This is a genomic window from Neorhizobium sp. DAR64862/K0K3 (assembly GCF_050500185.1).
In the GTDB taxonomy this organism is placed as follows: domain Bacteria; phylum Pseudomonadota; class Alphaproteobacteria; order Rhizobiales; family Rhizobiaceae; genus Neorhizobium; species Neorhizobium soli.
Map to the genome: position 1 here is coordinate 1,430,233 of NZ_CP191449.1, position 25,781 is coordinate 1,456,013.

General features: G+C 59.7%; 25 protein-coding genes. 13 read left to right on the forward strand and 12 right to left on the reverse strand.

From position 1 onward, the window contains the following. Positions 1 to 33 precede the first annotated feature (33 nt). Positions 34 to 2,085, forward strand: coding sequence for a DNA topoisomerase IV subunit B (gene parE / locus ACQY1L_RS06890; protein ID WP_082471923.1), 2,052 nt, complete (start codon positions 34 to 36; stop codon positions 2,083 to 2,085). 37 nt (positions 2,086 to 2,122) lie between these two features. On the opposite strand, the gene ACQY1L_RS06895 is transcribed toward parE, so the two are convergent. Beyond that, positions 2,123 to 4,666 (reverse strand): HWE histidine kinase domain-containing protein, encoded by a 2,544-nt coding sequence (locus ACQY1L_RS06895; RefSeq protein ID WP_062458046.1) that lies wholly within the window; start codon positions 4,664 to 4,666, stop codon positions 2,123 to 2,125. 268 nt (positions 4,667 to 4,934) lie between these two features. On the opposite strand from ACQY1L_RS06895, the gene ACQY1L_RS06900 reads away from it, so the two are divergent. Then, positions 4,935 to 6,143 carry an AI-2E family transporter gene (locus ACQY1L_RS06900; RefSeq protein WP_062580694.1) on the forward strand — a complete coding sequence of 403 codons (1,209 nt, stop codon included), beginning with the start codon at positions 4,935 to 4,937 and terminating at the stop codon, positions 6,141 to 6,143. A gap of 83 nt (positions 6,144 to 6,226) precedes the next feature. Further along, on the forward strand, positions 6,227 to 6,664 hold the full coding sequence (locus ACQY1L_RS06905) for a hypothetical protein (RefSeq protein ID WP_062580693.1): 438 nt from the start codon (positions 6,227 to 6,229) through the stop codon (positions 6,662 to 6,664). 2 nt (positions 6,665 to 6,666) lie between these two features. Here the strand turns inward: ACQY1L_RS06905 and ACQY1L_RS06910 are convergent, their stop codons facing one another. From ACQY1L_RS06910 to ACQY1L_RS06920, 3 genes are all read right to left on the reverse strand, one after another. After that, positions 6,667 to 7,794: a DUF2336 domain-containing protein gene (locus tag ACQY1L_RS06910; RefSeq protein WP_174196663.1), complete on the reverse strand. Its 1,128-nt coding sequence runs from the start codon at positions 7,792 to 7,794 to the stop codon at positions 6,667 to 6,669. A gap of 148 nt (positions 7,795 to 7,942) precedes the next feature. Beyond that, a complete protein-coding gene (locus tag ACQY1L_RS06915; protein ID WP_062456946.1) occupies positions 7,943 to 8,545 on the reverse strand; it encodes a flavin reductase family protein in 603 nt (200 codons plus the stop codon). 4 nt (positions 8,546 to 8,549) lie between these two features. Further along, positions 8,550 to 9,125, reverse strand: a complete 576-nt coding sequence (locus tag ACQY1L_RS06920) for a nitroreductase family protein (protein ID WP_430243513.1) — start codon at positions 9,123 to 9,125, stop codon at positions 8,550 to 8,552. A gap of 108 nt (positions 9,126 to 9,233) precedes the next feature. On the opposite strand from ACQY1L_RS06920, the gene ACQY1L_RS06925 reads away from it, so the two are divergent. Further along, complete coding sequence (locus tag ACQY1L_RS06925; protein ID WP_430243515.1) at positions 9,234 to 10,223, forward strand: hypothetical protein; 990 nt, start codon at positions 9,234 to 9,236, stop codon at positions 10,221 to 10,223. Between the two features lie 15 nt (positions 10,224 to 10,238). Here ACQY1L_RS06925 and ACQY1L_RS06930 read toward each other — a convergent pair whose 3' ends face one another. The 4 genes from ACQY1L_RS06930 to ACQY1L_RS06945 all read right to left on the reverse strand — a co-directional run bounded on the left by ACQY1L_RS06930 (position 10,239) and on the right by ACQY1L_RS06945 (position 14,204). Beyond that, positions 10,239 to 11,081 carry a lysophospholipid acyltransferase family protein gene (locus ACQY1L_RS06930; RefSeq protein WP_062456955.1) on the reverse strand — a complete coding sequence of 281 codons (843 nt, stop codon included), beginning with the start codon at positions 11,079 to 11,081 and terminating at the stop codon, positions 10,239 to 10,241. A 106-nt stretch (positions 11,082 to 11,187) separates the two neighbouring features. After that, positions 11,188 to 13,188: a threonine--tRNA ligase gene (gene thrS / locus ACQY1L_RS06935; RefSeq protein ID WP_430243517.1), complete on the reverse strand. Its 2,001-nt coding sequence runs from the start codon at positions 13,186 to 13,188 to the stop codon at positions 11,188 to 11,190. A gap of 210 nt (positions 13,189 to 13,398) precedes the next feature. Next, on the reverse strand, positions 13,399 to 13,755 hold the full coding sequence (gene yidD, locus ACQY1L_RS06940) for a membrane protein insertion efficiency factor YidD (protein WP_092662328.1): 357 nt from the start codon (positions 13,753 to 13,755) through the stop codon (positions 13,399 to 13,401). After that, a complete protein-coding gene (locus ACQY1L_RS06945) occupies positions 13,755 to 14,204 on the reverse strand; it encodes an iron-sulfur cluster assembly scaffold protein (RefSeq protein ID WP_062456964.1) in 450 nt (149 codons plus the stop codon). The genes yidD and ACQY1L_RS06945 overlap by 1 nt, the downstream gene beginning before the upstream one ends. 289 nt (positions 14,205 to 14,493) lie before the next feature. Here ACQY1L_RS06945 and folE point away from each other — a divergent pair, with 289 nt between their 5' ends. The 3 genes from folE (at position 14,494) to ACQY1L_RS06960 (ending at position 16,654) form a co-directional block, all read left to right on the forward strand. Further along, positions 14,494 to 15,108, forward strand: a complete 615-nt coding sequence (gene folE / locus ACQY1L_RS06950) for a GTP cyclohydrolase I FolE (RefSeq protein ID WP_062458053.1) — start codon at positions 14,494 to 14,496, stop codon at positions 15,106 to 15,108. An 8-nt stretch (positions 15,109 to 15,116) separates the two neighbouring features. Further along, complete coding sequence (gene hisI, locus ACQY1L_RS06955) at positions 15,117 to 15,587, forward strand: phosphoribosyl-AMP cyclohydrolase (RefSeq protein ID WP_209900838.1); 471 nt, start codon at positions 15,117 to 15,119, stop codon at positions 15,585 to 15,587. 104 nt (positions 15,588 to 15,691) lie between these two features. Continuing rightward, positions 15,692 to 16,654, forward strand: a complete 963-nt coding sequence (locus tag ACQY1L_RS06960) for a patatin-like phospholipase family protein (RefSeq protein WP_062458055.1) — start codon at positions 15,692 to 15,694, stop codon at positions 16,652 to 16,654. 33 nt (positions 16,655 to 16,687) lie between these two features. On the opposite strand, the gene ACQY1L_RS06965 is transcribed toward ACQY1L_RS06960, so the two are convergent. Continuing rightward, positions 16,688 to 17,122, reverse strand: a complete 435-nt coding sequence (locus tag ACQY1L_RS06965; RefSeq protein WP_430243520.1) for a CBS domain-containing protein — start codon at positions 17,120 to 17,122, stop codon at positions 16,688 to 16,690. A 100-nt stretch (positions 17,123 to 17,222) separates the two neighbouring features. Further along, positions 17,223 to 17,996, reverse strand: coding sequence for a rhomboid family intramembrane serine protease (locus ACQY1L_RS06970; RefSeq protein ID WP_430243522.1), 774 nt, complete (start codon positions 17,994 to 17,996; stop codon positions 17,223 to 17,225). 226 nt (positions 17,997 to 18,222) lie between these two features. On the opposite strand from ACQY1L_RS06970, the gene ACQY1L_RS06975 reads away from it, so the two are divergent. The 6 genes from ACQY1L_RS06975 to ACQY1L_RS07000 all read left to right on the forward strand — a co-directional run bounded on the left by ACQY1L_RS06975 (position 18,223) and on the right by ACQY1L_RS07000 (position 23,644). Further along, positions 18,223 to 18,810 (forward strand): PAS domain-containing protein, encoded by a 588-nt coding sequence (locus tag ACQY1L_RS06975; protein WP_062456974.1) that lies wholly within the window; start codon positions 18,223 to 18,225, stop codon positions 18,808 to 18,810. 73 nt (positions 18,811 to 18,883) lie between these two features. Next, on the forward strand, positions 18,884 to 19,495 hold the full coding sequence (locus tag ACQY1L_RS06980; RefSeq protein ID WP_062456977.1) for a PilZ domain-containing protein: 612 nt from the start codon (positions 18,884 to 18,886) through the stop codon (positions 19,493 to 19,495). Positions 19,496 to 20,071: 576 nt separating this feature from the next. After that, complete coding sequence (locus tag ACQY1L_RS06985) at positions 20,072 to 20,638, forward strand: transglutaminase-like cysteine peptidase (RefSeq protein WP_430243858.1); 567 nt, start codon at positions 20,072 to 20,074, stop codon at positions 20,636 to 20,638. A 226-nt stretch (positions 20,639 to 20,864) separates the two neighbouring features. Further along, positions 20,865 to 21,620, forward strand: coding sequence for a hypothetical protein (locus tag ACQY1L_RS06990; RefSeq protein WP_430243524.1), 756 nt, complete (start codon positions 20,865 to 20,867; stop codon positions 21,618 to 21,620). Positions 21,621 to 21,738: 118 nt separating this feature from the next. Further along, positions 21,739 to 23,256, forward strand: a complete 1,518-nt coding sequence (locus ACQY1L_RS06995; protein WP_113167411.1) for a D-alanyl-D-alanine carboxypeptidase — start codon at positions 21,739 to 21,741, stop codon at positions 23,254 to 23,256. A gap of 103 nt (positions 23,257 to 23,359) precedes the next feature. Beyond that, positions 23,360 to 23,644 carry a hypothetical protein gene (locus tag ACQY1L_RS07000; protein ID WP_062456991.1) on the forward strand — a complete coding sequence of 95 codons (285 nt, stop codon included), beginning with the start codon at positions 23,360 to 23,362 and terminating at the stop codon, positions 23,642 to 23,644. Between the two features lie 19 nt (positions 23,645 to 23,663). Here the strand turns inward: ACQY1L_RS07000 and ACQY1L_RS07005 are convergent, their stop codons facing one another. Both ACQY1L_RS07005 and ACQY1L_RS07010 read right to left on the reverse strand, forming a co-directional pair. After that, the gene (locus ACQY1L_RS07005; protein WP_062456994.1) at positions 23,664 to 24,101 is read right to left on the reverse strand and encodes a DUF1489 family protein; all 438 of its coding nucleotides are present in this window, start codon (positions 24,099 to 24,101) and stop codon (positions 23,664 to 23,666) included. 75 nt (positions 24,102 to 24,176) lie between these two features. After that, on the reverse strand, positions 24,177 to 25,577 hold the full coding sequence (locus ACQY1L_RS07010) for an L-serine ammonia-lyase (RefSeq protein ID WP_113110490.1): 1,401 nt from the start codon (positions 25,575 to 25,577) through the stop codon (positions 24,177 to 24,179). Between the last annotated feature and the right edge of the window lie 204 nt (positions 25,578 to 25,781).

The window sequence follows — 25,781 nt, forward strand, 5'->3', positions numbered from 1 at the left end:
TCCGCACCACGACAGGTAGTACCGACACCGCCAATGGATGACAATAACGACCTTTTTGCCGATACGCCCGCTCTCCCCAGATCAGCGCCAGCGGAACCTGTACCCGCCGTCAAGGCAGCGCCTTCGCCGCGACGTCCGGCTACAATCGCCGCCGACGGCGACGACTACGGCGCATCGTCGATCCGCGTGCTGGAGGGGCTGGAACCGGTGCGTATGCGCCCCGGCATGTATATCGGCGGCACGGACGAAAAGGCTCTCCACCATCTGTTTGCCGAGGTCATCGACAACTCGATGGACGAAGCCGTGGCCGGCCATGCCAATTTCATCGAGGTGTATCTGGATACCGAAGGTTGCCTGACTGTGACCGACAACGGTCGTGGCATTCCTGTGGAAAACCATCCGCAGGTGCCCGGCAAGTCGACACTCGAAGTTATCATGACCAAGCTTCATGCCGGCGGTAAGTTTGACGGAAAGGCTTACGAGACCTCGGGCGGTCTGCATGGGGTTGGCGTCTCCGTCGTCAATGCGTTGTCCGACATGCTGGAAGTCGAGGTTGCGCGCAACAAGAAGCTCTATCGCCAACGTTTTTCCCGCGGCGTTCCGCAAGGTGGGCTCGAAGAACTCGGTGACGTACACAATCGTCGCGGCACCCGCGTCCGCTTCCATCCGGATCCGCAGATCTTCGGCGATCACGCGAAATTCGATGCCGGTCGCATTTTCCGCATGGCGCGCTCGAAGGCTTATCTGTTCGGCGGCGTCGAAATCCGTTGGAGCTGCGATCCGTCACTGGTTCAGGCCGGTGGCGATGTACCGGACAAGGCGGTCTTCCATTTCCCAGGCGGTCTCAAAGACTATCTTTCGGCCACGCTTGGCAAGGATTTCACCGTTACCCGCGAAATTTTTGCGGGCCGTACCGAAAAGACCGGCGGTCACGGCGCCATGGAATGGGCCATCACCTGGTATGGTGGCGACCCGCAGGTTCACTCCTACTGCAACACCATCCCGACGACTGAAGGCGGCACCCATGAAGCCGGGTTGCGCATCGCGCTGACCAAAGGCCTGAAGAATTACGCCGAACTGACCCAGAACAAACGTGCCCGCGAAATTACCACTGATGACGTGATGATCTCGGCCGTGGGCATGCTGTCTGTCTTTATCCGCGAGCCGGAATTTGTCGGCCAGACCAAGGACAAGCTTGCGACCGTGGAGGCTCAGCGGCTCGTCGAGAACGTTCTGCGCGACCCCTTCGATCATTACCTGACCGGAAATCCCAACGAGGCCGCGAAACTGCTCGACTGGGTGATTGAGCGCTCCGAAGAGCGGCTTCGTCGCCGCAAGGAAAAAGAGGTCAATCGCAAGACGGCCGTGCGCAAGCTGCGCCTTCCCGGCAAGCTTGCCGATTGCTCACAGAACACGGCCGAGGGCGCCGAACTGTTCATCGTCGAGGGTGACTCGGCTGGCGGCTCGGCGAAGCAGGGCCGTAACCGGTTGAACCAGGCCATTCTTCCGCTCCGAGGTAAAATCCTCAACGTCGGCTCGGCAAGCCGCGAAAAACTCTCGGCCAACCAGCAGATCGCAGATCTCGTGCAGGCGCTTGGCTGTGGCACGCGGACGAAATACCGCGAGGAGGATCTTCGCTACGAGCGGGTCATCATCATGACCGACGCCGACGTCGACGGCGCCCATATCGCATCGCTGCTGATCACGTTCTTCTATCAGGAAATGCCCGAACTCATCCGCGGCAGCCATCTTTATCTGGCCGTGCCACCGCTTTACGTCATCCGGCAGGGTGGAAAGACCGTCTATGCCCGCAACGACGCGCATCGGGCCGAATTGATGGAAACGGTGTTCAAGGGCAAGAAAGTCGAAATCGGTCGCTTCAAAGGCCTTGGCGAGATGATGGCTGCGCAGTTGAAGGAAACGACCATGGACCCCGCCAAGCGCACGTTGCTGCGCGTCGGGATCGACGAGGTGGATTTCGAAGGCACGCGCGAGGCGGTCGACAATCTCATGGGCACGAGGCCCGAGGCGCGATTCCGGTTTATCCAGGAACGCGCCGCCTTTGCCGATAACCTCGATATCTGACTGCTGCGACCGGAAGACTTCCGGTCGCATTTTGAAGCTATCGTTCCAGAACCTTGCTGACGGCGGCAATCAACGCCGTCGCTTCATAAGGCTTGCGCACAACCGGCGCTGAAAATGTCGCTGGAATGATCGAGCGATCGCTGTATCCCGTCGCAAACACGAAGGGCACGTGACGACGCAGAAGTTCTTCCGCGATTGGAAGCGACGTACCGGATCCCAGATTGACATCGAGGATCGCGACGTCCGGGGTGAAATCCTTGAGGCGGCGAAGCGCGTCCGAGACCGAAGGCGATGTCGTTACCTTGTCGATACCATTGTCCGCCAGCATCGCCTCGACATCTGCTGCGATCAGCATCTGATCTTCCACAAGAAGGAACTCCAGATTGCCGAGTGATCGCTCGCTCGCCGTCCGTCCGCCGAGCCCATCAAGGTGGAGATCGTCCTCGGATGCCGCGTCGTCATCGGCGTGAACGTGCTTGGAGGGGATGACAAAGACCGCGTTGACGCCCTCGGGCGGGTAGTCGACCGATGCCCTACCATCCAGCTCGAAAGGCATGCTGCGGCTGATAAGCACACTGCCGAACCCACTGCGACTGGGCGCCTTTGTGACCGGACCACCGGTTTCTTTCCAGGTCAGCTCGCAATCGCCATCGGCACTTCGGCCCCACTCGATGTCGAGCCGACCGTCAGATACCGAGAGCGAACCGTATTTCGCAGCATTGGTAGACATTTCGTGCAGGACGAGGGCCATGACGGAAAACGCACGGCTATCAAGCCAGAATCGCGGTCCGCTCATCGTCACGATGCGGCCGCTTCCCTTATAGGGCTGCAGTTCGGCTTCGAGAAGGTCGGCGAGATGTCCGCCATCGCCGCTGCGGACGACCTGATCGTGCGCATAGGCCAATGCCTGAATGCGTCCCTTCAGCGAGCCGACGTAATCAGACAGCGGTCTTGAGTCATCCACAGGATGCCCCACGAGCGCCTTGATCACAGACAGGATGTTCTTGACGCGGTGGTTGAGCTCCTCGTTGAGCATGCGCTGGCGCACGTCCGCCTTACCGCGCTCGTCCGCAAGCAGTTCGTTATGATGCAGTACGGTTTCGACAAGAACTGCCCTGATGGCGTCGGCAATCTCGAGATCCGTATCGGTCCAAGGTTGAGCCTTGAGGCGTACCTGTTCTTTCCAGATGGCGAAGCTCGACCTCGGCGTCAGTCGCTCCCCATGCGGTCCGCTGGTATACTGCTTGTCGGGATTGCCTGCCCAATCGAGGGTCTGCACGACTTCCTTGCGGAAGAAAAACAGATAGTCGCGAGGGCGCTGGGACAAGGAAATGGCAAGAACGCCGCTCACGTCGTCCGGCGAGATCATCGACAACGGTAGCGACCGAGACAATTCGGCCGTCGACCAAATCCGTCCGCCCGCGACGCCGCCGACCAGTTCCGCCAGTTCGGCAACGAGATGCTCCTGTGGGACGAGGCCCTGCCCCGTCCAGATCCCGTCAAGCCAAAGCCCGACCCCATCGCAGGGTAGCATGCCGCCGAAATCATCCAGCGAACTTCTCAACAGCCCGCTAATATCGTTGTGGTTGGAAGCGATCTGAAGGAATCGGTCAAGCGAACGTCTGGCAAGATTTGCCGTTTCGACAAGTTGCTTCTGTTTCAGCGCGCTCAAATGCAGGGAGAAGAACTCGCCGAACGTTTCTGCCGCAACGCGCTGGGGCATCGACAAGGTCTTCGGCGAATAGTGGTGGCAGGCCATCAGCCCCCACAACTCCCCATCAACGATGATGGACACCGACATCGAGGCAGAGACGCCCATGTTGCGAAGATACTCGCAGTGGATCGGCGAAACACTCCTCAGATGCGCGAAGGACATATCAAGCGGCAGGCCGTCTTCGCCCAACTCAGGGACGATGGCCACACGCTCGTTGTCAGCGTTGGAGATGACGCGGATGGTGTTCTTGATGTAGAGAATGCGTGCCTGTTTGGGGATATCCGCTGCAGGAAAATACTGGCCCTTGAAGCTCTCGAGGTCGCGGCGTTTGTATTCGCTGACGACCTTGCCGGACCCTTCCTCCTCGAAACGATAGACCATAACGCGGTCATATCCGAGCATGGCGAACATCAGCCTTGCAGCGTTCTCGATAAGCCTGTCGATGCTCTTCATGTTGCGAATGCGGCTGATCAACATGCGCGCAACTTCGAGCGGCTGGTCGGCGTCGTTTGAAGCCGGCTCGAACTCGATGATCACCTTGGAATCGAAACGATGCAACGAGATGTCGAAAGCTTTGCCTGACGGGAGTCGCAAGGCATGGCGTAGCGCCGGGCGTGCTGGATCATCGGAGGTCGCGAGCGCGTTGCGAAGCGAATGGGCCGCTTCGCCACCGACGACGTCCTCGAGTCTCCGGCCGTTGATGTCACCTTCAACACCGAGCATCTCTCCGACATTCGCAGAGTGGTGAAGAATCTCAGCGCCAGTTAAGTCGCAGGCAAGAAGGCAACCATGCGGTTGAATGCTCCCTGGGATGTGAATTGGCTCGCGGTCGCAATTTGTAAGGTCGACCGCCTCCGCATTGAGCATCATTAAAGTCCTTGGATCTCGTCTCTTATAAAACACGCGTACGTTACGGTTATCTATTGTTCTGCTCTACCGAAACAAGGGGCGCTGACAAAGACGGTTTAGCCATCGCAATGCCCTAGACGAAGTTATGGTTCGGTGTTTTCACATTTGTATCGTATCTGAAGGATAGGCAGACGATGAAGGGCTCGGTTAAGAGGTCCACGGTAGGCTTGCAGCGTAATGGCCGAGACACCATATCGGCGACAGCAATCGGGAGTGGCAGTATATCGTGAGCGCGCAAGATGATCGGAACATCCCTATAGAACCGCGTTGGCTGGGACCGGTCTCTCCCAATCGCATTGCTCTGATACCGGCGATATCGGCAGCTCGATGGCTTCTGGTCCTGATTGTTGCTGCGTCGATTTATTTCTTCTACGGCTTCCTTGTGCCGGTTCTGGCCGCCTTGGTCATTGGATTTGCGAGCTGGCCACTTTATCGCAAGCTCTTGGTCCGCGTTGGCGGAAACACGACAATCGCCGCGACGCTTGCCATTCTGTTCATCCTCGCCTTTCTGATTGTGCCGATCGGCGTCGCGATCAGCTACACCACGGGTGAACTGCGCCAGTGGTTCAGCTGGGCGGTCGAAGTGAACAGGTTCGGGGCACCGCCTCCAGCCTGGATCATCGGCCTTCCCTGGGCCGGTGATTGGCTCGGGTTGCAGTGGACAAAGCATGTTGGGTCACCTGGCGCCATCGGCGAGCTTGTACAGATCGTTAGCGGAGCCAATATCGGCAATATCTACCGCGCCGTGATTGCTGCCGGAGATGGCGTCTTCCATCTCGTTCTGACCATGCTGTTCATGATGATCGCGCTGTTTTTCGTTTATCGTGACGGCGCATCGTTTTCACGCCAGATTGATCTCGTTGGTGAGCGCATCCTGCCGTCGCGGTGGGAGCGGATTTCGCGTGTCGTACCGGCGACAATTAGTTCGACGGTGACCGGGATGACGTTGATTGCGATCGGCGAAGGCATCGTGCTTGGCGTGGCCTACTGGATTGCTGGCGTCCCCTCGCCTGTGACACTTGGGGTCATCACTGGTGTAATGGCGCTTATTCCGGGCGGCGCGCCGCTTTCGTTCACGCTGGTATCTGCCTATCTCGTTGCCAACGGCTCGTTCGTCGCAGGGATCGGGCTGTTCACGTGGGGTGCGGTGGAATTGTTTATCGTCGACAAGACGGTTCGTCCGCGCCTGGTTGGCGGCCCTATCAAATTGCCATTCCTTCCCACATTCTTCGGCCTTGTCGGTGGTGTGAAAACCATGGGCTTTCTCGGACTGTTTATCGGTCCGGTTCTGATGGCGCTGATTGTGTCGATATGGCGGGAATGGATTCGCGAGGTCCGGATGGCAGAGACGACCGAAGTGCAATCGGCCGACCTTGCGGTGTCGCCGAGCGAAGCGGCGGAGCGGGCCTATAAGCGAAAGGCGCAAACGCCTTAAGCGTTCAGCCCCGCTGCGGTGACGCCTCGCTGGCGCCATCATTAAGCAATCTAACCCCAACAACCGCCATTGGGGAAAACAGCATGAATTCCGCGCTCATCGTCATGACTATTTTGGGCTGCAACGATTCGGCCACGGACTGCCGCTACATCTCGACGGTCGACCAGAGATGGCCGACGGTCGCAATGTGCGACGCCGTTTCCGAAGACAGGCTACCGTCCTATGCCAATCAGCCTTATCCGGTAATCATCGCCGTCTGCCAGAATCCGGACGATGCGATCGAGACAGCAACACAGTCGCAAACCCCTCCCGTGCGGGATCAAGCGTCCGAGCCGATAGCGGCGGCTCCGGAGCCAGACAGCGACGTAAGCGAGAAGCAGAAGGAAGGTCTGGCCAGCCGTGCGATCCAGCGGGTTCGCAACGTTTTGCCAACGACCGAAGGCGTCAAGACGCTCGTGACGACGCCCGTAAGGCTTGTCGAAGGCGGTTATTCGTGGGTTGCCAAGCGTTTCGACCGCTGAGCTCAGGCAGCAAGCGCTAACTCGCTCGCATAGGCTCGTGCGGCGAACCGCATCTCCAGACGATGCCGTCTCTCGATCATCTGGATCATATCCGAGACTGCCGGATGCTGCCCTGCAACCCCTGAAAACCTCTCGATCAAACGACCGCAGACATCAGCGGTGGAACGACCCGCCGACGCGTCGCGCCAGAGCAGGACAGCCTCGACGAAGACGGCGGCGATCTCCCTTGTCAGACCACAGGCTTCAAAAAGGGCGCGAACGGCATGAAGGCGGCCTGTCGCCAGGATAGGCCTCACGCGACGCTCTCCGAGCCCGGAAAGGGTCGATACCGCCTCTGCAACGAGGTCAGCCTTGCCAAGGCAGAGGGCGTGGATCAGGAAAGACGGTGTGAGGCGTCCCGATGCCCGGAGATGCTCGACAAGTGCCGGCACTTCCTGCTGGGACGTCGTTCCTGCAATTGCGACGGTTGCCGCTTCGTCGGCCTCGCGGCCCACATATTCGATACGGCCGCGAGCAAGCGTCGAGCGGACCAGACCGCAGTTGAGAAGCGTGTCCGCGATGTGGCTAACGAGCATGTGGCGCGCTTCTGAAGGAAGGTCTTCGCGCTCGAGCAGAAGGTTGCGAATGTCGTGGCGCTGTCCATGCCGCTCGGCGATCCGGCGCAGGGATATGCCTGTGATCAACGCAGTGCCACTTTCGAGCAGAATCAGAATTTCCGGCTCGTCGCCGATTTCTGCAAGTGCTGCACAGGCGCCGCGGGAAAGATTGGGCCGCGAGGCGATCAGACGCCGGGTCATTCCATCGCCTCGGCCGATCAGGTCGACAAGATCCGAGTCGCTGATCACGGGCGAGCGGGCAATCACCGTACAGGCGATCTCGACCTGATCTTCCGCAAGCGCGAGGATGATTGCACGAGGAGCCTGAGGCGAATCGGCGATCGATTCTGCCAATGCGAGACGTACGCGCGGCGAAGGGTCATCGAGAAGGTAAGTGATCGCCAATCCGGCAGCCTTGCGCTCTTCCGCCCCCATCGCCGCGTGGAGATATGCCCGACCAAGGGCATCCGCTGCGCGGGAACGGTCCCCAGCCCTTGCCGTCTCAGCCCAACGAAGAAATGCCTGTACGATCACGACCTGCCCCGGAAACACAACGCTGCTGCTCCGTCTGGAACAGCCTGGTGCCACGGTAGAGACAAAAAGTTTAAGATTGGTTCACCATGTTCCACACCCGGCGCGGCGCACCTCACGCGTAGCCTGAACCAGGCCGCATTATGAAATCTCACGTCGGACGGATCAGTTCGAACACGCCCTCGCCGGCATCGGAATAGTCACGGTAGCCCATGCGGCCGACCGGTCGGGCAAGCTGCATGTCGATTCGGCCATCCCGGATGATGTCTTCGGAGATATGGATTCCGACCACCTCGCCAAACACCATGTAGGCGTCGGTGAGCTCGCCCTTGAGATCCTTCGGCTGGATCACTTCGGTAAGACGGCATTCCAGCGCGGTATAGGCCTCCGCAACGTAGGGCGCGTCGACGACCTCTCCCATTCTGGCGGTGAGGCCAGCCAGGTCGAACTCATTCACCCCGTAATCTACCGGAGCCGAGGAAGCGTTGACCTGTTCGGAAACATGGCGGCTGGCCATGCTTGCCGTGAAAAAACCCGTGTCCGACGCATTCTTCAGACTGTGCTTGCGTCCCGACGAGGAGAACATCACGATCTTGGGGTTATCGGACACGATGTTGAAGAAAGAATAGGGCGACAGGTTCAGCGAACCGTCGCGGCCTTTGGTACCGATCCAGCCGATCGGCCGCGGCGCCACGATGGCCTTGAAGGGATCATGGCGCATGCCGTGGGCGTTTGTGTCGGTGCGATAAAACATGCGTTCAACCTGCGTAGGTGACAATGTCGGCAAGAGCCGGCCGCGGCCGGTCCGGCGTCGCGAAATCGCTCGAGCCGATATGAATGAAACCCGCGACCTTTTCGCCCGGGCTTATGCCAAGAGCGGCGAGGGCTCGCTCGTCGTAGCACACCCACTCGGTGCGCCAGTTGGCAACATAGCCATGTGCATTTGCAGCCATCAGCATGTTGAGGCAGACAGCGCCAGCCGACAGGACCTGCTCCCATTCAGGGATTTTGACGTGGGGCTGCGCGGTGCTGATAACGGCAACGACAAGCGGTGCACGTGTGAAACGCGTCAGTTCAGCCTGTTTGGCCGGTTCATTCATCTCCGGGTTACCGGCGAGCGCGAGTTCAAGGAACGTTTCGCCGAGCTTTGTGCAAACGTCACCCCGATAGACGACAAGGCGCCACGGCGCGATTTTGCCATGATCGGGAACGCGGACCGACATGCTCAAGATCGATTCGAGCTCTTCTTGCGATGGGCCCGGGCCTGTGATCTGGGCAACGGGCGTCGAGTGGCGCTCTTGCAGGTAATCGCTGAGCTTCAGGTTGTTTTCCATGTCGAAAGCTTCCGATCGATACGTGATATAGAGGTAGGCCTTGAAAATGCCCGGACGTTCGTCTTCAAGTGGCTTCTCGCAAAACAAGAGTCAACGGGTCATATCCTGATGCCAGGCCTATCGTTCGTTACCCGTATCGCTGCTGCAGGCCTGCTGCTGTTGACCGCTGCCGACCTGGGTTTCGCGCAAAGCGATGCGTTCGGAAGCTTCCGCCAGCTCGACAGCACGGGGAAGATGCCCAAGCTGAACGCCTTCTCGGCCACACCGGGCGAAAGCGCCGGCTCGATCGCGAAGGATGTGCGGTTTGATGCCAGGCTGACGGCTGACAGCGACGTGATGCAGGAAGGTCTTGCCTGGCGCGTGTTCAGCCCGATTGCCGGTGTGGACGGCAAGCTTCCGCTTGTTGCAAGCTCCGACGGCGGATCCGCCGCTTTCCAGCTGGCGCCGGGTGATTATTTCGTGAATGTCGCGTTCGGCCGCGCCGGCGTCACGAAAAAAGTAACTGTACCCTCTGAAGGCGACTTCCAGAAACAGACCCTCGTCCTTGATGCCGGCGGGTTCATCCTGAACGCGGTTGCCGGAGCGGACCAGACTATCCCACCGGCACAGCTGAGCTTCTCCGTCTATGCGGCCGAAGTCCGCGAAAACGGCGATCGGGCCCTCGTGATGTCGGAGGTGAAGCCCAACACCATCGTGCGGCTTGCGACAGGGACCTATCACGTGGTCTCTGAGTACGGTGACATCAACGCCGTCGTGCGTGCCGACATCCAGGTGGAAGCGGGCAAGCTGACGCAGGCAGTCTTGCAGCACAAGGCCGCGGAGGTGTCGCTGAAGCTCGTGTCTCAGCCGGGTGGCGAAGCCATCGCCGACACGGCCTGGTCGGTGCTGACGGCTGCGGGCGACGTGGTCAACGAAAGCGTCAGCGCCCTGCCCTCCATGGTGCTGGCCGAGGGCGACTATCTCGCCGTTGCCCGCAACAAGGACAAGATCTATCAGCGCGAATTCAAGGTGACGGCTGGTAACAACGTGGATGTCGAGGTTTTGATGCGCAATGCCAACCCGTCAAATGCCACGACCGCTGCCGTCGTGCCCGACTGACATCGGCTTCCAGGGTCAACTGGCCTTCTTGAGAAACCGCTGACGTCTGACGGGTCGCATGGAGAAGACGGCACTGTGGAGCAGACCGAGCAACTCCTTGCGATCTGTGGTCCCAGCCATATCGTCCCAGCTCATCGCCCTGCCCACCCGTGCCGTGATCGACGTTCCAGACAGGCGTTTGAACTCGCGGATGAGAAGCGACAGCCTGAATGTCATCGAGATCCGGCTGGCCAGGTGAAAGAGCCGACCATTCTGCCCCTCGAAATAGACCGGAACCACGTTGGCCCTGGTAGCCTGGATGAGTTTTGCGGCGAAGATCTTCCACGGCAGGTCGTCGGCAATGCCGAATCCCTTCTTCGCGGTTGCGACACCGCCGGCTGGAAAGATAATGATGGTCGTGCCGTCTTTCAGCAGCCGTATCGCTTCGTTCCGCGTGTGCATGTTCAGCACCAGCGCCTCCTTCGTCTCCTCGAAGGATACGGGCAGCGAATAGGGTTCCATCTCAGGAACCTTCAGGAGATCGTTGTGGATCAGCACGCGGAAAGGTCGGCCGAGCTGTTCGGCAAGTGCCAGCACGGCAATTCCGTCTCCGATGCCGAACGGATGGTTTGCAACGATGACCAGTGGAGACTGCAGCTGTTCTTCGGGAGGCCATGCGCCTTCGATCTCGAGACCCACGTCGATGATATCGAGCATCTTGCCGAAGACGCGGTCGCTCTTGCCGACGATGTCGGTGCGCCAGATATCATACAGCCGGGCGAAACGATCGCGTCCCGAGAGCCCTTCGATAGACCGGATGAACCAGCGCTTGAAGCGCGGATCCCTGTCATTGGCGTAGGACAGTTCTCTGAACCGCAAATCAGTCTCCCAACGGAAAGGCGCATCCGATGGGAAGGCAATATTACAAAACGATTGCAGTTTTTTGACAGCACCCGCGGACATGGCCCGCGGGCGCTGGTCTTGATCAGGCCGGGCGCTTTCTCAGTGCTGCGCGGCGGCGAAGGTCCGGTGGCGTCGCTTCTTCCGAGAGCGACCGGATCGCCTCTTCAAGCGTCATCGACGTTTGCGCCTGCGAGCCGAGACGACGGATGTTGACCGAGTTCTCCTCAGCTTCCTTCTTGCCGCAGACGATGATGACCGGAACCTTGGTCACCGAGTGCTCGCGGACCTTGTAGTTGATCTTCTCGTTGCGGAAGTCGGTCTCTACCTGCAGGCCAGCATCGCGCAACTGTTCGGCAACTTCCCGACCGTAGTCGTCTGCATCGGACGTGATGGTCGCGACAACGACCTGGGTCGGTGCAAACCACAGCGGCATGTGGCCTGCGAAGTTCTCGATCAGAATGCCGAGGAACCGTTCCATCGAGCCGCAGATGGCACGGTGGATCATCACCGGCTGCTGCTTTTCCGAGTTGGCATCGATGTAGAACGCGCCGAAGCGCTCCGGCAGGTTAAAGTCGACCTGGGTCGTTCCGCACTGCCATTCGCGGCCGATGGCATCCTTCAGCGTATATTCGAACTTGGGGCCATAGAAGGCGCCCTCGCCCGGAAGAATGCCGGTCTTGATGCGACCGCCGGACTGTTCTTCAATGGTTTTCAGAACGTCCGTCATGACGCTTTCGGCGCGATCCCAGAGGTCGTCGGTGCCAACGCGCTTTTCAGGGCGCGTCGAGAGCTTGACGACCACTTCCTCGAAGCCAAAGTCTTCGTAGACGGAGAGGATGAGATCGTTGATTCGCAGGCACTCAGCCGCCATCTGCTCGTCTGTGCAGAACACGTGCGCGTCGTCCTGCGTAAAGCCGCGCACGCGCATCAGACCATGAAGCGCGCCTGACGCTTCGTAGCGGTGAACGAGACCGAATTCGGCAAGCCTGATCGGCAGTTCGCGATAGGACTTCAGACCATGCTTGAAGATCTGGACGTGGCCTGGGCAGTTCATCGGCTTTAGTGCGAAGACGCGATTGTCCGCTCCCTCGTCCTTTGGATGCGTGAACGCGTAAGCGGATTTCACCGCGAACATGTTTTCCTGGTACCAGCCCCAGTGACCTGACGTTTCCCAGAGAGACGCGTCGAGAACCTGCGGTGCGTTGACCTCTTCGTAGGTGCCGGCTAGGCGGCGGCGCATGTAGGACGTCAGGGTCTGGAACATGCGCCAGCCCTTGCCGTGCCAGAAGACGACGCCGGGGCCCTCTTCCTGGAAATGGAAAAGGTCCATTTCACGCCCGAGCTTGCGGTGGTCGCGCTTTTCGGCTTCGGCCAGGATATGCAGGTAGTTATCGAGCTGCTCCTGCTCCGCAAAGGCCGTGCCGTAGATGCGCGTCAGCATGACGTTGTTGCTGTCGCCGCGCCAATAGGCGCCAGCCACCTTCATCAGCTTGAAAGCCGTACCGATCTGGCCCGTGGACGCCATATGCGGCCCGCGGCACAGGTCGAACCAGTCGCCCTGATAATAGATTTTCAGATCCTGGTCTTCGGGAATGGCGTCGACCAGCTCGACCTTGTAGGCCTCGCCCTTGGCTGCAAAAACCTCGCGCGCCTTGTTGCGCGGCCAGACTTCCTTGGTGAAGGGCTTGTTGCGCTGGATGATTTCCTTCATCCGCTTTTCGATCTTCGGCAGGTCGTCCGGGGTGAAGGGCTCGGCCTTGGCAAAATCGTAATAGAAGCCGTTCTCGATGACGGGACCGATGGTCACCTGCGTGCCGGGCCAAAGCTCCTGCACCGCTTCTGCCATCACGTGCGCTGCATCGTGGCGGATCAGTTCGAGTGCCTTGGGGTCCGTACGGGTAACGATCTCGATCTGACCGTCGACGACGGGGTCGGAGAGATCGCGCACGGTGCCGTCGATCGCGATCGCGACAGACTTTTTGGCAAGCGACTTGGAAATGGATTCGGCAACATCACGGCCGGTCGTGCCGGCATCATACGTGCGGACGGAGCCATCGGGAAATGTGAGGGAAACCTGGGACATGTTCTATCTCCTGTCCAGTCCCGCCAACGAATGCGGGTGGTGGTAAAATGGCCAGATCGACCGGCCGGCAACGGGCGCGGTGATAGTGTGTTTCGGGCCGTTAGTAAAGGTTTGGAACCCGCGAACGGATGGTCGGAAAGCCTTTAGCTTCCGAGCTCTGGCGAGCTGCAAGGACTGACGCCTTTTGAGATAGCTGGGCTGGTGTCACGCTTATCCATGACGCCAGTAGCGCCAGGGCATCCACCAGACCTGGCGTTGCCTCTGCAGGTCCGGAACCGGGTCCAGTCCGCCGGAGCCACCAGGACCGCAGCGCGCGACTCGGTACAGTGTCATCCAGAGACCGGGCCAGAGCCCGTGTCGGGCGATCGCCTCGTAGCCATACTCGGAACAGGTCGGAATATGGCGGCAGCCGTTTCCGACAAAGCCGGAAAGAGTGAGCTGATAGAACCGGATCAGTCCCATACCGGCGAGGCGTCCGGGCGTCTTTTTGAACGGGCCCTGCCAGTTGCGCGATCGATAGGGCCCGCCGCGTTTCGTGTCGTGGTCACAATCCGGCGAGCCGCACATCAGGCGGTCGCTTTGTCGGCCCGGTCGCGGACGTCGATCTGATCGAGCGCGTCAACGACCGCATCGAACGTCAGCATGGTAGACGGATGCCGGGCCTTGTAATCCTTCACAGGCTTCAGGTAGCGCATGTCTTCGAAGCGGCCGACCGGGCCTTCGCCGCCCTCTTTCAGCATCGACAGCATGTCGACCCTCGCCTGGCGCAGTTCGTCGACCGGCGCGCCGACGATATGCCGTGCCATGATCGACGACGACGCCTGACCAAGGGCGCAGGCCCTCACCTCGTGAGAGAAGTCGCTCACCACGCCGTCACTGACTTTCAGGTAAACACGAACTTTTGAACCACAGAGCTTGGAGTGCTTTTCGGACGTCGCATCCGCATCGTCCATTGCACCCGCGCGGCCAATGTTCCCCGCAAACTCAAGAATTTTCTGGTTATAGATCTCGTCCATGTCGCTCGCTCACGTCATCGTCCTCGACATCCGCTCGACCGATCGAACGCACCGTCTACCGGGATGACCTACCACAATCTGGATTAGGCCCCTATATGTTGTCCGCGACGGGAATTATCAAGGAAACACGTTTTCGAGAAACGCGCGAAAACGGCGATGGTATGCCTTGAAAATTCGGAACGCGCAGACGAAAAGTCAGGAAACTGGTATTCCGGCGTGATCCATGGCGATCAGCTTTTTTACCATAGTGAGATCGGATGTGGCCCTGGCCCGCATCGAGGGACACAAGATGGATGCTATTTTGAAGAATTTTCCGGCCTCCAGCCAGAAACAGCCTCGTCCGACCCAGCAGGAAGCTGAGGACGCCGTGCGCGTCTTGCTCCAGTGGTCCGGCGACGATCCGGAGCGCGAAGGTTTGCTCGATACGCCGAAGCGCGTTGCAAAAGCCTATCGCGAGCTCTTTTCGGGCTATGATCTGTCGGCCGAAGAGGTTCTCGGCCGGACCTTCGAGGAGGTCTCGGGTTATGACGATATGGTTCTCGTTCGCGATATACCATTCTTCTCCCATTGCGAGCACCACATGCTGCCCATCAAAGGCAAGGCGACCGTTGCCTATCTTCCGCAGGGCCGGGTTCTGGGGCTGTCCAAGATCGCGCGTGTGATCGAGATCTACGGTCGTCGCCTCCAGACACAGGAAAATTTGACGGCACAGATCGCCAGCGCGATCGACACGACATTGAAGCCGCGCGGTGTGGCCGTCCTGATCGAGGCGGAACACATGTGCATGGAAATGCGCGGTGTGGAGAAGCAGGGATCTCAGACGCTGACGACCCGGTTTACCGGTGCGTTCAAGACCGACGCGGCCGAGCAGGCGCGTTTCTTTACCATGGCCCGCAACCGCTGAGCGCCGAAATGACAATAACTTTTCAAGCGCCGTCGTCGGATAAGGCCGAGCTCGAGGGTGACGGCGCCTTTACGCCGCGTTTCGATACCGACGGTCTTGTGACCGCTGTCGTGACCGACATTCGCGATGGCGAATTGCTCATGGTGGCGCATATGAACGCCGAGGCGCTCGCGCTGACGGTCGAGACGGGCGTCGCTCACTACTACAGCCGGTCGAGAGCGAAACTCTGGAAGAAGGGCGAGACCTCCGGCAATCTGCAAACTGTGCATGAGATCAGGACCGATTGCGATCAGGACGCCGTCTGGCTCAAGGTCTCGATGTCCGGCCATGACGCCGCTTGCCACACCGGGCGACGCTCCTGTTTCTATCGTGCGGTAAAGAAAAGTGACGGTGGCGCTGTCCTTGAAATACAGGATCAACAGCGTCACTTTGATCCAGAGCATGTGTATTCTGGTCATGATGAGACGGGAAAGCGGTAGGCGTCTGCACCGCTTTCATACCATCCCCACCTGAATAACGAATTGGCAACCAAACGATGCGTTAATTGGCGTACGTGGCTGTGTTCAGCTGAGAGGTGATGGCGATGATGAATTGGAGTTGGAGTCGCAACGAGCGGCAAGCCGCGCCAGCAGACGCTGTCACAAATCGGCTCCAGACGTCCCCTCCTCCCATTGTCATTGAGCAGCCACGCAAGGCAAAGCTGTCTTTAGCACTTGGTGGCGGCGCGGCCCGCGGATGGGCGCATATCGGCGTGTTGCGCGCGCTTGACGAAGCCGGCATCGAAGTCGGGATGATTGCCGGCACATCAATCGGCGCGCTGGTCGGAGGCTGTTATCTCGCAGGGAAGCTCGACGAACTCGAAAGCTTTGCCCGATCTCTGACCATGCGTCGGATCGCGGCGCTTCTCGACCTCACCATCGGTGGCGGCGGCCTGATCGGTGGCATGCGGTTGACGAAGCGAATGCAGGAACACCTGCAGGGCATCTCCATCGAAGATCTCGACCGCCCCTTCGTCGCAGTCGCGACGGAACTTCATACCGGGCACGAAGTGTGGATTTCGGCCGGCTCTCTGATCCGAGCCCTTCGGGCGTCCTACGCGCTGCCGGGGATTTTCGAACCTGTGAAATGCAGCGGCCGCACGCTGGTCGATGGCGCGCTGGTCAATCCGGTCCCGACCTCCGTCTGTCGCGCCTACGAGCAGCCGCTGGTCGTGGCCGTGAACCTCAACTACGATGTCTTCGGCCGGTCCGCGGTTGTCAAACACACTGCAGCCGATGCGCCGGACGATCACGAGCGTTCGCGCCATCAGGACGACCCCCGCGTCGGTGTCACCGGCACCATGGTGCAGGCGTTCAACATCATCCAGGAGCGCATATCGCGCGCCAGACTGGCCGGCGATCCGCCTGATCTGGCGCTGCATCCACGCCTCAACGATATCGGTCTGTCCGAATTCCACCGCGCCGGCGAGGCGATCGACCGGGGCTATGAAGCCACCATGTCGCAGATCGTGGCGCTTCAGCGCATGCAGGAAGTTTTCGCCCGCTGAGATGCGGGCGAAGGTGCCGCTCTCCCAGCCGCCTTACCCGGCGATATAGGCCTTCATCTGTTCGGCCTCGATCTCCACTTCGCGCAGCCGCGATTTCACGACGTCGCCGATCGAAATGATGCCGGAGAGCCTGCCGTCGGCTTCTACCGGGACATGGCGGAACCGCCCCGCCGTCATCATGCCCATCACCTCGTCTGCCGTCTGATCCTCCCGACAGCGTTGCACGGAGGTTGTCATGACGGCCTTGACCGGCTGCTCCAGCGCATCGACGCCTTTGGTGGCGATGCAGTGGACGAGGTCTCTCTCGGTGAAAATGCCGGCAATACGCCCCTCCATCCCGGCAATGATCACCGCACCGATGTTTCGGTCGTTCAAGATGCCCGCGATCTGGCGCAACGTCTCGTCCGGGCTGACGGTCACGACGTTACGGCCCTTCGAATCCAGCATGCTCTTTACGGTCGTCGACATGGCTCGCTCCTCCAAAACCATTCGAACCGAAATGTCTCCCCTCAAAGACATTTACGGCACAGTCCCTCGGCGCGAAGTTTAAGACGACAGCAACTGGAGATCAAGCGGGCGCCAATGGTTGGTCATCGGCGGCAATCCTGTCGAACAGGCCGAAAAACAAAAAGCCGAAGAGAAAGCCACCGATATGAGCATCCCAGGCGATCTCTCCGACATCCGATCCAATCAGCGGCAGACCGATGGCGACAAGCACGTTTCCGAAGAACCACATCGCCGTGAAAATCACCACTGTCCGGTTCCGGAAAGAGCCGAGTATGGACTGACGTGGATGGAGATGGCCGAAACTGCGGTCGTATCCGCGGCCGTCCGGGAACGCGAACCGGCACGCGGCGCCCATCAAGCCTGAGACGACGCCTGAAGCGCCGACGAGTAGCGTCTGGTCGCCCCAATGCAGGCCGGCATGGAAGAAAGCTGCCGCCGCTGCCGAGAAAATCCAGAACAGCACGTAGCGGAGAGTTCCGATGCGGCGCACGACCGGCGCTCCAAAGGCAACCAGCCAGAGTGCGTTAAAGCCGATATGCTCGATACCGCCATGCAGGAAGGAATAGGTGACAGGCGTCCACAGCCATTCGAAATTCTGCTCCGCAAACGGAACGACGTAGCGTACGGGCGTGAAGGCGAACCACATCAGCACCGAGATCTGCGCCTCCTCGTCGAGCAAGTAAGCATCGACTAGATAGACGACGGCCAGGAACAGGACCGAGATCACAAGACTTCGGGGAAGATTGAAAACTGGCTGCGACGACTGGTCGTCGATGGCGTCCGCATCCCTGTCCGTATCGTTCGCGGCACCCGGCAGGTCTTGCCTGTCGCTCATCACAATTCCTTCCCTGTTGAAGCGTCAGGCTTACAGGACGACCCGCCTGAAGAAAAGCTGCAGATAGCACCGGATACAAGCACTTAGTCGCCGGGTTCGACATTCTTTCGTCTAGGCTCACCGCTCTGGCATGGTTTTCGCAGCGTTAAGGCTGACCCTCGTGTTGTGCCTTAGAAAGCGGTTCAGCACGGGATGAAGCGTCTCGAAATGGATCACGGGAAAGCGAATGCGAAATCCGGCTACGACGGAAATCTTCGAATACTGGACAGGTCTGTGCGACGGGCGGTTGCCTCCCATGCGCAACGAGATCGATCCGGTCGCCCTGCGCAGATTTCTGCCTCATCTCTTCATCGTCGCAAACGAGGCAGACGACCAATTGACGTTTCGGCTTGCGGGAACGCGGTTATGCGAGTTGTTCGGTGGCGAGTTTCGCGGGATGCCGTTCCGCACGATCTGGGATCTCGAAGAAAACGATCGCGCCCAGGAGGTCGTCATGCAGATCCTCGTCCATGAGAAACCCGCGATTGCCGACGTAGTCCTGAACGTAGCCGGCACGTCAATCGAATGCGAAATGCTGATGATGCCGCTTCGCTCTTCCGAAACCGGAAGCGACCGGGTACTCGGAGCACTTCTGCCTGCCGACGGCCCTTTCCCGGTGGCGGCCAGACCGGCAAGTGGGCTGCATCTTCAAGATTGGGGCTTTGTCGAAAGCGATGAAACCGGCGGGTTGTCCGTCTGCGGGCATGACCAGCCGCAGTTGGTCCAGTCAGGACTTCTGCGCCGCTTCCTGCCGGCGAGCTTCTTCCCACAATGACGACTTCGGGAACCATATATTAACGCCCTGTCGCTAATGTAGGCTAGGACTCTAGCTGAAAAAGCGCTCATCCATGTTTTCCGGCACCTCGTCTCAGGCATCCGTTTCGCAAGCAACTGCAGCGCAGCGCTCATTCCAACGCGTCTCCGTGAACATCGGCGGCCGCTTGATGCTGGCCGACCATGAGGAATATGCCTGCACCGCGATCGAGATGTCCCCCGGGGACGTCAGCTTCCAGTGTGCTGGTCGTCCACGGACCAACGAGCGGGTCATCGCCTATCTCGATCACGTCGGCCGCCTTGAAGGGACAGTTCTCAGTGTTGCGGGCGGCGGCTTCCTGATGATGATCAACGCGACCGACCGCAAGCGCGAAAAACTTGCCGCACAGTTGACCTGGATCGCCAACAAGCATGAACTCGGGCTGCCGGAGGACCGTCGCCACGATCGTCTCACCCCGCGCAACACCCGTTCGGAGATTACTCTCGACGACGGGCGCCGCTATCCGTGCCGGCTGCTTGACCTTTCGCTTTCCGGTGCGGCTGTCGACATCGAGACCCGTCCGTCAATCGGGACCCCGCTTCGCCTCGGAAACATGCGCGGACGCGTGGTGCGTCACTTCATGGAAGGCGTCGCGATCGAGTTTCACTCGGTCCAGTCCCGCGAAGCGCTGACCGAGTTCCTGTAAGCCTCATCATATCCATTTTCTAAGCCGCCTGCCCGCAGCTGAGTTGTGCTGTGTCTGCTCCGGCGTGAATTCTTAAGATCACCGCCATCGTCAGCGGCGCTGGACCCGCTGGTCCGACACACCAAAATCCCGAAAAAACACGCCGACAGAATTATTTTGTGCCTTTTCGGGATTTTTTTCGGGCAGTTTCAGGCGGAGAAACGGGCTGTTTTGGTCGCGATTTCGTCCCGGAACGCGGCGAAGCAAAGCAACAGGCACAGGCAGATCGAAGATCTTCGCTCACCTTTCGATGATGTCACGTTTCATCAAAGCGACGCAGTATCAGGGAGATAGGAGCGGATAGGTCAAATTTACCTCGCATTTTATGCAAATTCGCCGAAAAAGCAGTGCGTATTTTATGAAAAAGCACGTCGAATTCGACGCGTATTTTCGCCAAAGTTGATTAGAATAAGCATCTGATTTTACTGCGGTATTTTGCGGTCGATCAAAGGGTCTGAGGCATTGTTTCCCCACAACGGGGAGACAAGAAAAATGAACTGCCGTAAAGCTCTCGCATTCGCAATCGCCGCCGCTGCAATGATCGGCTCCATGACCGTCCAGTCCTTTGCGATGCCATCCGGCGCCATGCGCGTTATCGGCAAGGCAAACCCGCCGATCGGTCATTACGAATTCTGCAAGACCTACACGAGCGAATGCGTGGCATCCTACAAGGACGCCGGCCCCGTGGCACTCACCGAAGACACCTGGCGCACGATCCTCGACGTCAACTACACGGTCAACACCTCGATCACACCGATGACCGACCAGGAAATCTACGGCGTCGAAGAGCGCTGGGCATACCCGCGGACCGTCGGGGACTGCGAGGACTTCGCGCTCCTGAAGCGGAAGATGCTGACGCAGCAGGGCATTTCGCCTTCCAACCTGCTGATCACGGTCGTGCTGCAGCCGAATGGCGAAGGTCATGCAGTCCTGACCGTCCGCACCGATCGCGGCGACTTCGTCCTCGACAACATGCGCAACAAGGTCATGATCTGGACCGATACGGAATACACATACCTGAAGCGCCAGGCGACCGATGATCCGGCGCGTTGGGTCAAACTCCAGGACGGCCGGGCGACCGCAGTCGGCAGTGTCAGCCAGTAAGTCAAGATTACCCGACGAACGATCGACCATGTGATCATTCAGAACGCCGGCAGGGCCTCCGAGGAGGTACCCTGCCGGCGTTTCCGTTTATGGCCCTCACCACTGTCGCGCGACTATGACTAACGATCCATTAACCACAAATCCGCAACAATGGCGGTATCGCTGCCGGCGCGGTCGCACCCCTCGTTCGGTCCGCCGGCCACTCCAGTGACGAGAGCCCGGCCGCATGCAACCCGACAGCCTTAGTGAAACGGACAGCCCGCTTCTATCCAGGCGAACCCTGTACAAGATCACCGGCATCGTGGTTGCGCTTGGCATGGTGACCAGCGCCATCAGCGTTGGCGGCCGATGGCTCGGCGAGCGGATGATGCTGGGTGGCCATTCCGAGAGCACAGAGACATTCGACTTGGTGATCGGTCAGGATACGATCCAGCTTTCCGCCAACACGCTCCGTTTCAAGGAGCAAAGACGGAGCGGTGCAACTGAACGGGCGGATCTTTATCTGACCTGGCCGGAAATGACGGGCTACAGCGCCACCAATCGGGCGCGATTCGACACCGTCTCCCAGCCGGCATCTCTGATCTTCGTACAAATGTCGCAGAGCACCATGTCGCGCGACATGTCGGGGCGGCTTCAGCCGATCTACGAAGGACTTTTCGAAGGCCCGGCAGAACCGGCTGAGCATGGGCTGACACTGCATCGCCTCCGGGCGGACAGCGGTTACGGGAACGAAGTGATTCTGACGGGCGCACAGCCCGGTGCCGCCTCCCCCTACGCCGTGCGTTGCCTATTTCCATCAGCGGGAGAGCGCCCTACCAGCGGCGACTGCCAGCGCGATATCCGAGTCGGGCAGGATCTGACCGTGCTTTATCGATTCTCGAGCGCGCTTTTGCGCGACTGGCAGAAGATTGACGCCCGAGTTCGGACATTTGTCCAAACCCGCCTTGTGACCGGGCACCCGGTAACGCAGGTCAATCGGTAAAATGGTCCTCTGCGAAGCAACCAAACGTTCATCATAAACCTCTTGGTAACGCTGTTCCCCTAGATTGCCTGACAACGGGCCCATCGGGGGCGCTGAGCCCGGACGTAATACAACCACCATGCAAGCGATGAGTGCGGCAGTGTCGAAGAGCATGTTTTCCACAATCCTCCCCAAGGGACGCGTGGCAGTGCCGGGAAAATTTCTCGGTTGTCTTTTTACGGTGATCTTGGCCTTTTCGAGCCTCGCCAGTCCGGCGCATGCCGATCCGAAATATGCAGGGATCGTCGTCGACGCCAAGTCTGGAAAGGTTCTTTACGGCGAGGATCCGGATGGTCTTCGCTATCCAGCTTCGCTCACGAAGATGATGACGCTTTACCTGACCTTCGAAGCGCTCGAGGCTGGTCGTATCACGCTTGACACCAGGGTTCCGGTTTCTGCGCACGCTGCGTCCGAGCCGCCTTCGAAACTGGGTGTGCGCCCCGGCGGCGCCATCAATGTCGATCAGGCGATCCGTGCACTCGTTACGCGGTCGGCCAATGATATGGCGACAGCTCTCGGCGAGTTCGTCGGTGGATCCGAAGACCGCTTTGCGCAGATGATGACGAACAAGGCACGTGCCCTCGGCATGACGCGTACGACGTATCGGAACGCACACGGCCTGCCCAACACGGCGCAGATGACGACTGCACGTGATCAGGCGCGTCTCGGCATCGCTCTTCGCCAGCATTTTCCGCAGTATTACGGTTACTTCTCCATCCGCACTTTCAATTTCGGCAAGCAGACGATCGGCAACCACAATCGCCTGGTCGGAACTGTCCGCGGCGTCGACGGTATCAAGACCGGTTATACCCGCGCAGCCGGCAGCAATCTGGCAACGTCGGCACAGCTCGACGGTCGCTCGATCGTTGCAGTCGTGCTCGGTGGCCGCTCCAGCGCTGCTCGTGATGCAACGATGCGCAAGCTTGTAGCGGAATATCTTCCGAAAGCCTCCCGCGGCGGTCAGAGCAACCTGATCTCGCAGGCTCCGTCCGCTCCGGTTCCGACACCATCGCTTCCCGTTGCAAGCCAGCCGCGTGTCGCTGCTGCAGTATCCGATGCCCGTCAGGTTTCGGCTCTCGACCTTCCTAACAGTGGCCCCATGCCCGGCGCTCGCTATGACGAGACGGCAGCACCTGCTGCGACTGCCTATCTCGGCGAACCGTCGCAGAAGCGAACGGCTTCGGCAGCGATGAACTCCGCCATGCTCGGCTCGGGTGCTGTCCCGACCCCTGCCCCGGAATATGTTCCGAAGCGCAGTGGCGCCGGCGAGCGGACCGAAATGGCGGCAATCGATTCCGTCACCACGGCATCCACCCGCGATACGCCCAAAGTGTCTCTCAAGGGTGATGTGTCCGGTTGGGTCATCCAGATTGGCGTCTCGCCCAATCCTTCGATGGCAAACGAACTCCTGCAGGATGCGCAGGATAAAGGCGGCAAGGTATTGCGTTCCGCCAAACCCTTCACAGTCGCCTTCAGCACCAATGGCGGCCAGGTCTATCGGGCACGTTTCGGAGGCTTCGGCGACCAGAAGTCCGCGATCGATGCCTGCAATATCCTGAAGAAGAAAGGCGTGAACTGCTGGGCGTCGATACAGTAATCGGCCCATCAGACGACCACTGAAAAAAGCTGCGCCAGCCACCGTGTTTTGTATCCGCCGGCGCAGTGAAATCTCGATAGTAATGCGTAAAACGGGGTTTCCTATGGGAATGAATGAAAACAGTATCGGCTTCGTCGCCAACGCGACGAAGTCCAAGGCCCGCGGCATTGCGCTCAATCCGCTGCACGAAGCGGCCATGCGGCTTGCGGGAATGGGAATGGCGGGAATGAACCTGTCTTCGCGTTCCCGGGAAAAGACCAAGGATCTCGTCACCCTGCTGCTCAGCCATGGAGCCCGTGCGTGGCGCCAGTCGCAGCCACCGGCTCAGATCCATCTGCATGTCGGGCTGCGTGCCGGACGCGCGTCGGTCCGTTTGAGACTTCGCTGACTGAGACTGGGCTGAATAGCTAGAGAAGACCGAGTTCGGCGAGGTGTCGCCGCAACTCTTCCGGCAGCTGGGTGACATCATCTCCCAGTCCGCCGAGGTCCTTCGGGATCTCGTTATCGAGGAGATAACGCCAGCCCTGAAATGGCCGCTTCGGCATCGGCGCGGTTTCGATGACTTCGGGACCGAGCACCAGCTGGCAACGGCCGATACCATCCTCGCCCTTAACTGTGCGAACCTCCAGAAGCTTCTGGCGCGCAGAGACCTGCCCCTTGATCACCCAGTAGAGCGACCCGCCATCGACGAGCTCTTCCACGCGCTTCGGCATCATTCGCGTCGTGTGGATGCTGTGGGGTTCAAGGCCGGCGGACATGGCGGTCAGAGACCGCTCGGCCACCCAGTCCCTCAGGTCCTGGATGGAGTCGGCGCCGACGCAGAGCTTGATCAGATGTAGAGCCATGTCCGTTCAAAGCCGCAAGGACTGCGCCGGGTCAAGTCGGATCTTTCAAAACGGAAAACGTCCCACAGGAAGCTCTCAGCACTCGACCACGTTCACGGCAAGCCCGCCGGTCGAGGTCTCCTTGTACTTCTCGCTCATGTCCATGCCAGTCTGGCGCATGGTTTCAATACAGGCGTCAAGCGGCACGAAATGGCTGCCGTCACCCTTCAGCGCCAGAGATGCCGCCGTCACGGCCTTTACGGCGCCAAGCGCATTGCGCTCGATACACGGCACCTGGACGAGGCCTGCAATGGGATCGCAGGTCATGCCGAGGTGATGCTCGAGCGCGATCTCCGCAGCATTTTCGATCTGCTCCGGCGAACCGCCCATAACGGCGGCGAGACCCGCAGCGGCCATGGCCGCAGCCGACCCGACTTCACCCTGGCAACCGACTTCGGCACCAGAAATCGAGGCATTGTGTTTGATGATGCCGCCGATCGCTGCCGCGGTCAGAAGAAAGGTACGGATGTCTTCCTGCGTCGCGTCGTCGTGAAAATGCAGATAATAGCGAACCGTGGCTGGAATGACCCCAGCGGCACCGTTGGTCGGCGCGGTCACGACACGGCCACCACCGGCATTCTCTTCGTTGACCGCCATCGCATAGACCGAAAGCCAGTCATTGGCGAGAAGCGGGTTGAGCCGATTGCTGCGCCATTCCTCGTTAAGGCGGTCGTGGATCGCCCGCGCACGGCGCTTCACCTTGAGGCCACCCGGCATGATGCCGTCGACCTTCAGACCGCGATCGATGCAATTCCTCATCGCGTCCCAGATCCGGTCGACGCCTTCGTCGAGTTCGGCCGCGCTCATCTTTGTCAGCTCGTTGGCGCGTTTCATCTGGGCAATCGTCAGGCCAGAACCCTGCGACATTTCGAGCATCTGTTTGGCGGACGAGAATGGATAGGGCACGCGCGCATCGCTTGCCGTCTTCTTGGACGCCCGCATTGCCTCCAGTTCGGTGTCGGTCACGACAAAGCCGCCGCCGATCGAATAGTAGATGCGCTTCAAGAGCAGCCGTCCGTCCCGATCCAGCGCCGAGAAGCTCATGCCGTTGGCATGGCCGGGCAGCGGCTGCTTCTTGTCGAAGATCAGGTCCGTTGCCGGCCTGAACTCGTAGCTGGGGTGGCCCGGCGGGGTGACGCGACCGGTGCGTTCGACGTCTGCAATGATCGCGTCCATCCGATCGGGATCCACGCTGTGCGGCTCTTCGCCGACAAGACCGAGGATAACTGCCCTGCCCGTTCCGTGCCCAATGCCGGTAAAGGCAAGCGACCCGTGGAGGCTGACCTTCAGCGCCGCGACGGCAGCACCCGTCGGGCGTGGCCAGTCATTGGAAAGGAGGAGCTCCAGGAAACGATTGGCTGCCGACATCGGCCCCATCGTGTGCGAGCTGGAAGGACCGATACCGATTTTGAAAACGTCGAAAACTGAAAGAAACATGATTGTTCACGGGACCGTTCGTTTGGGCAGAGGCTACGCCAAACCTGAGTTCGGCTCAGGCGATCACCCGACATCCGCTTGGACACGAGCGACATGCATCACAGAGACACGCTCTACAGATAGGTGTTGCAAAAACCTATACCAGGCACACGCCTCTTGCCCGGACAGCCGAAACAAAGCAAGACGAAACGAGGCATACACGAT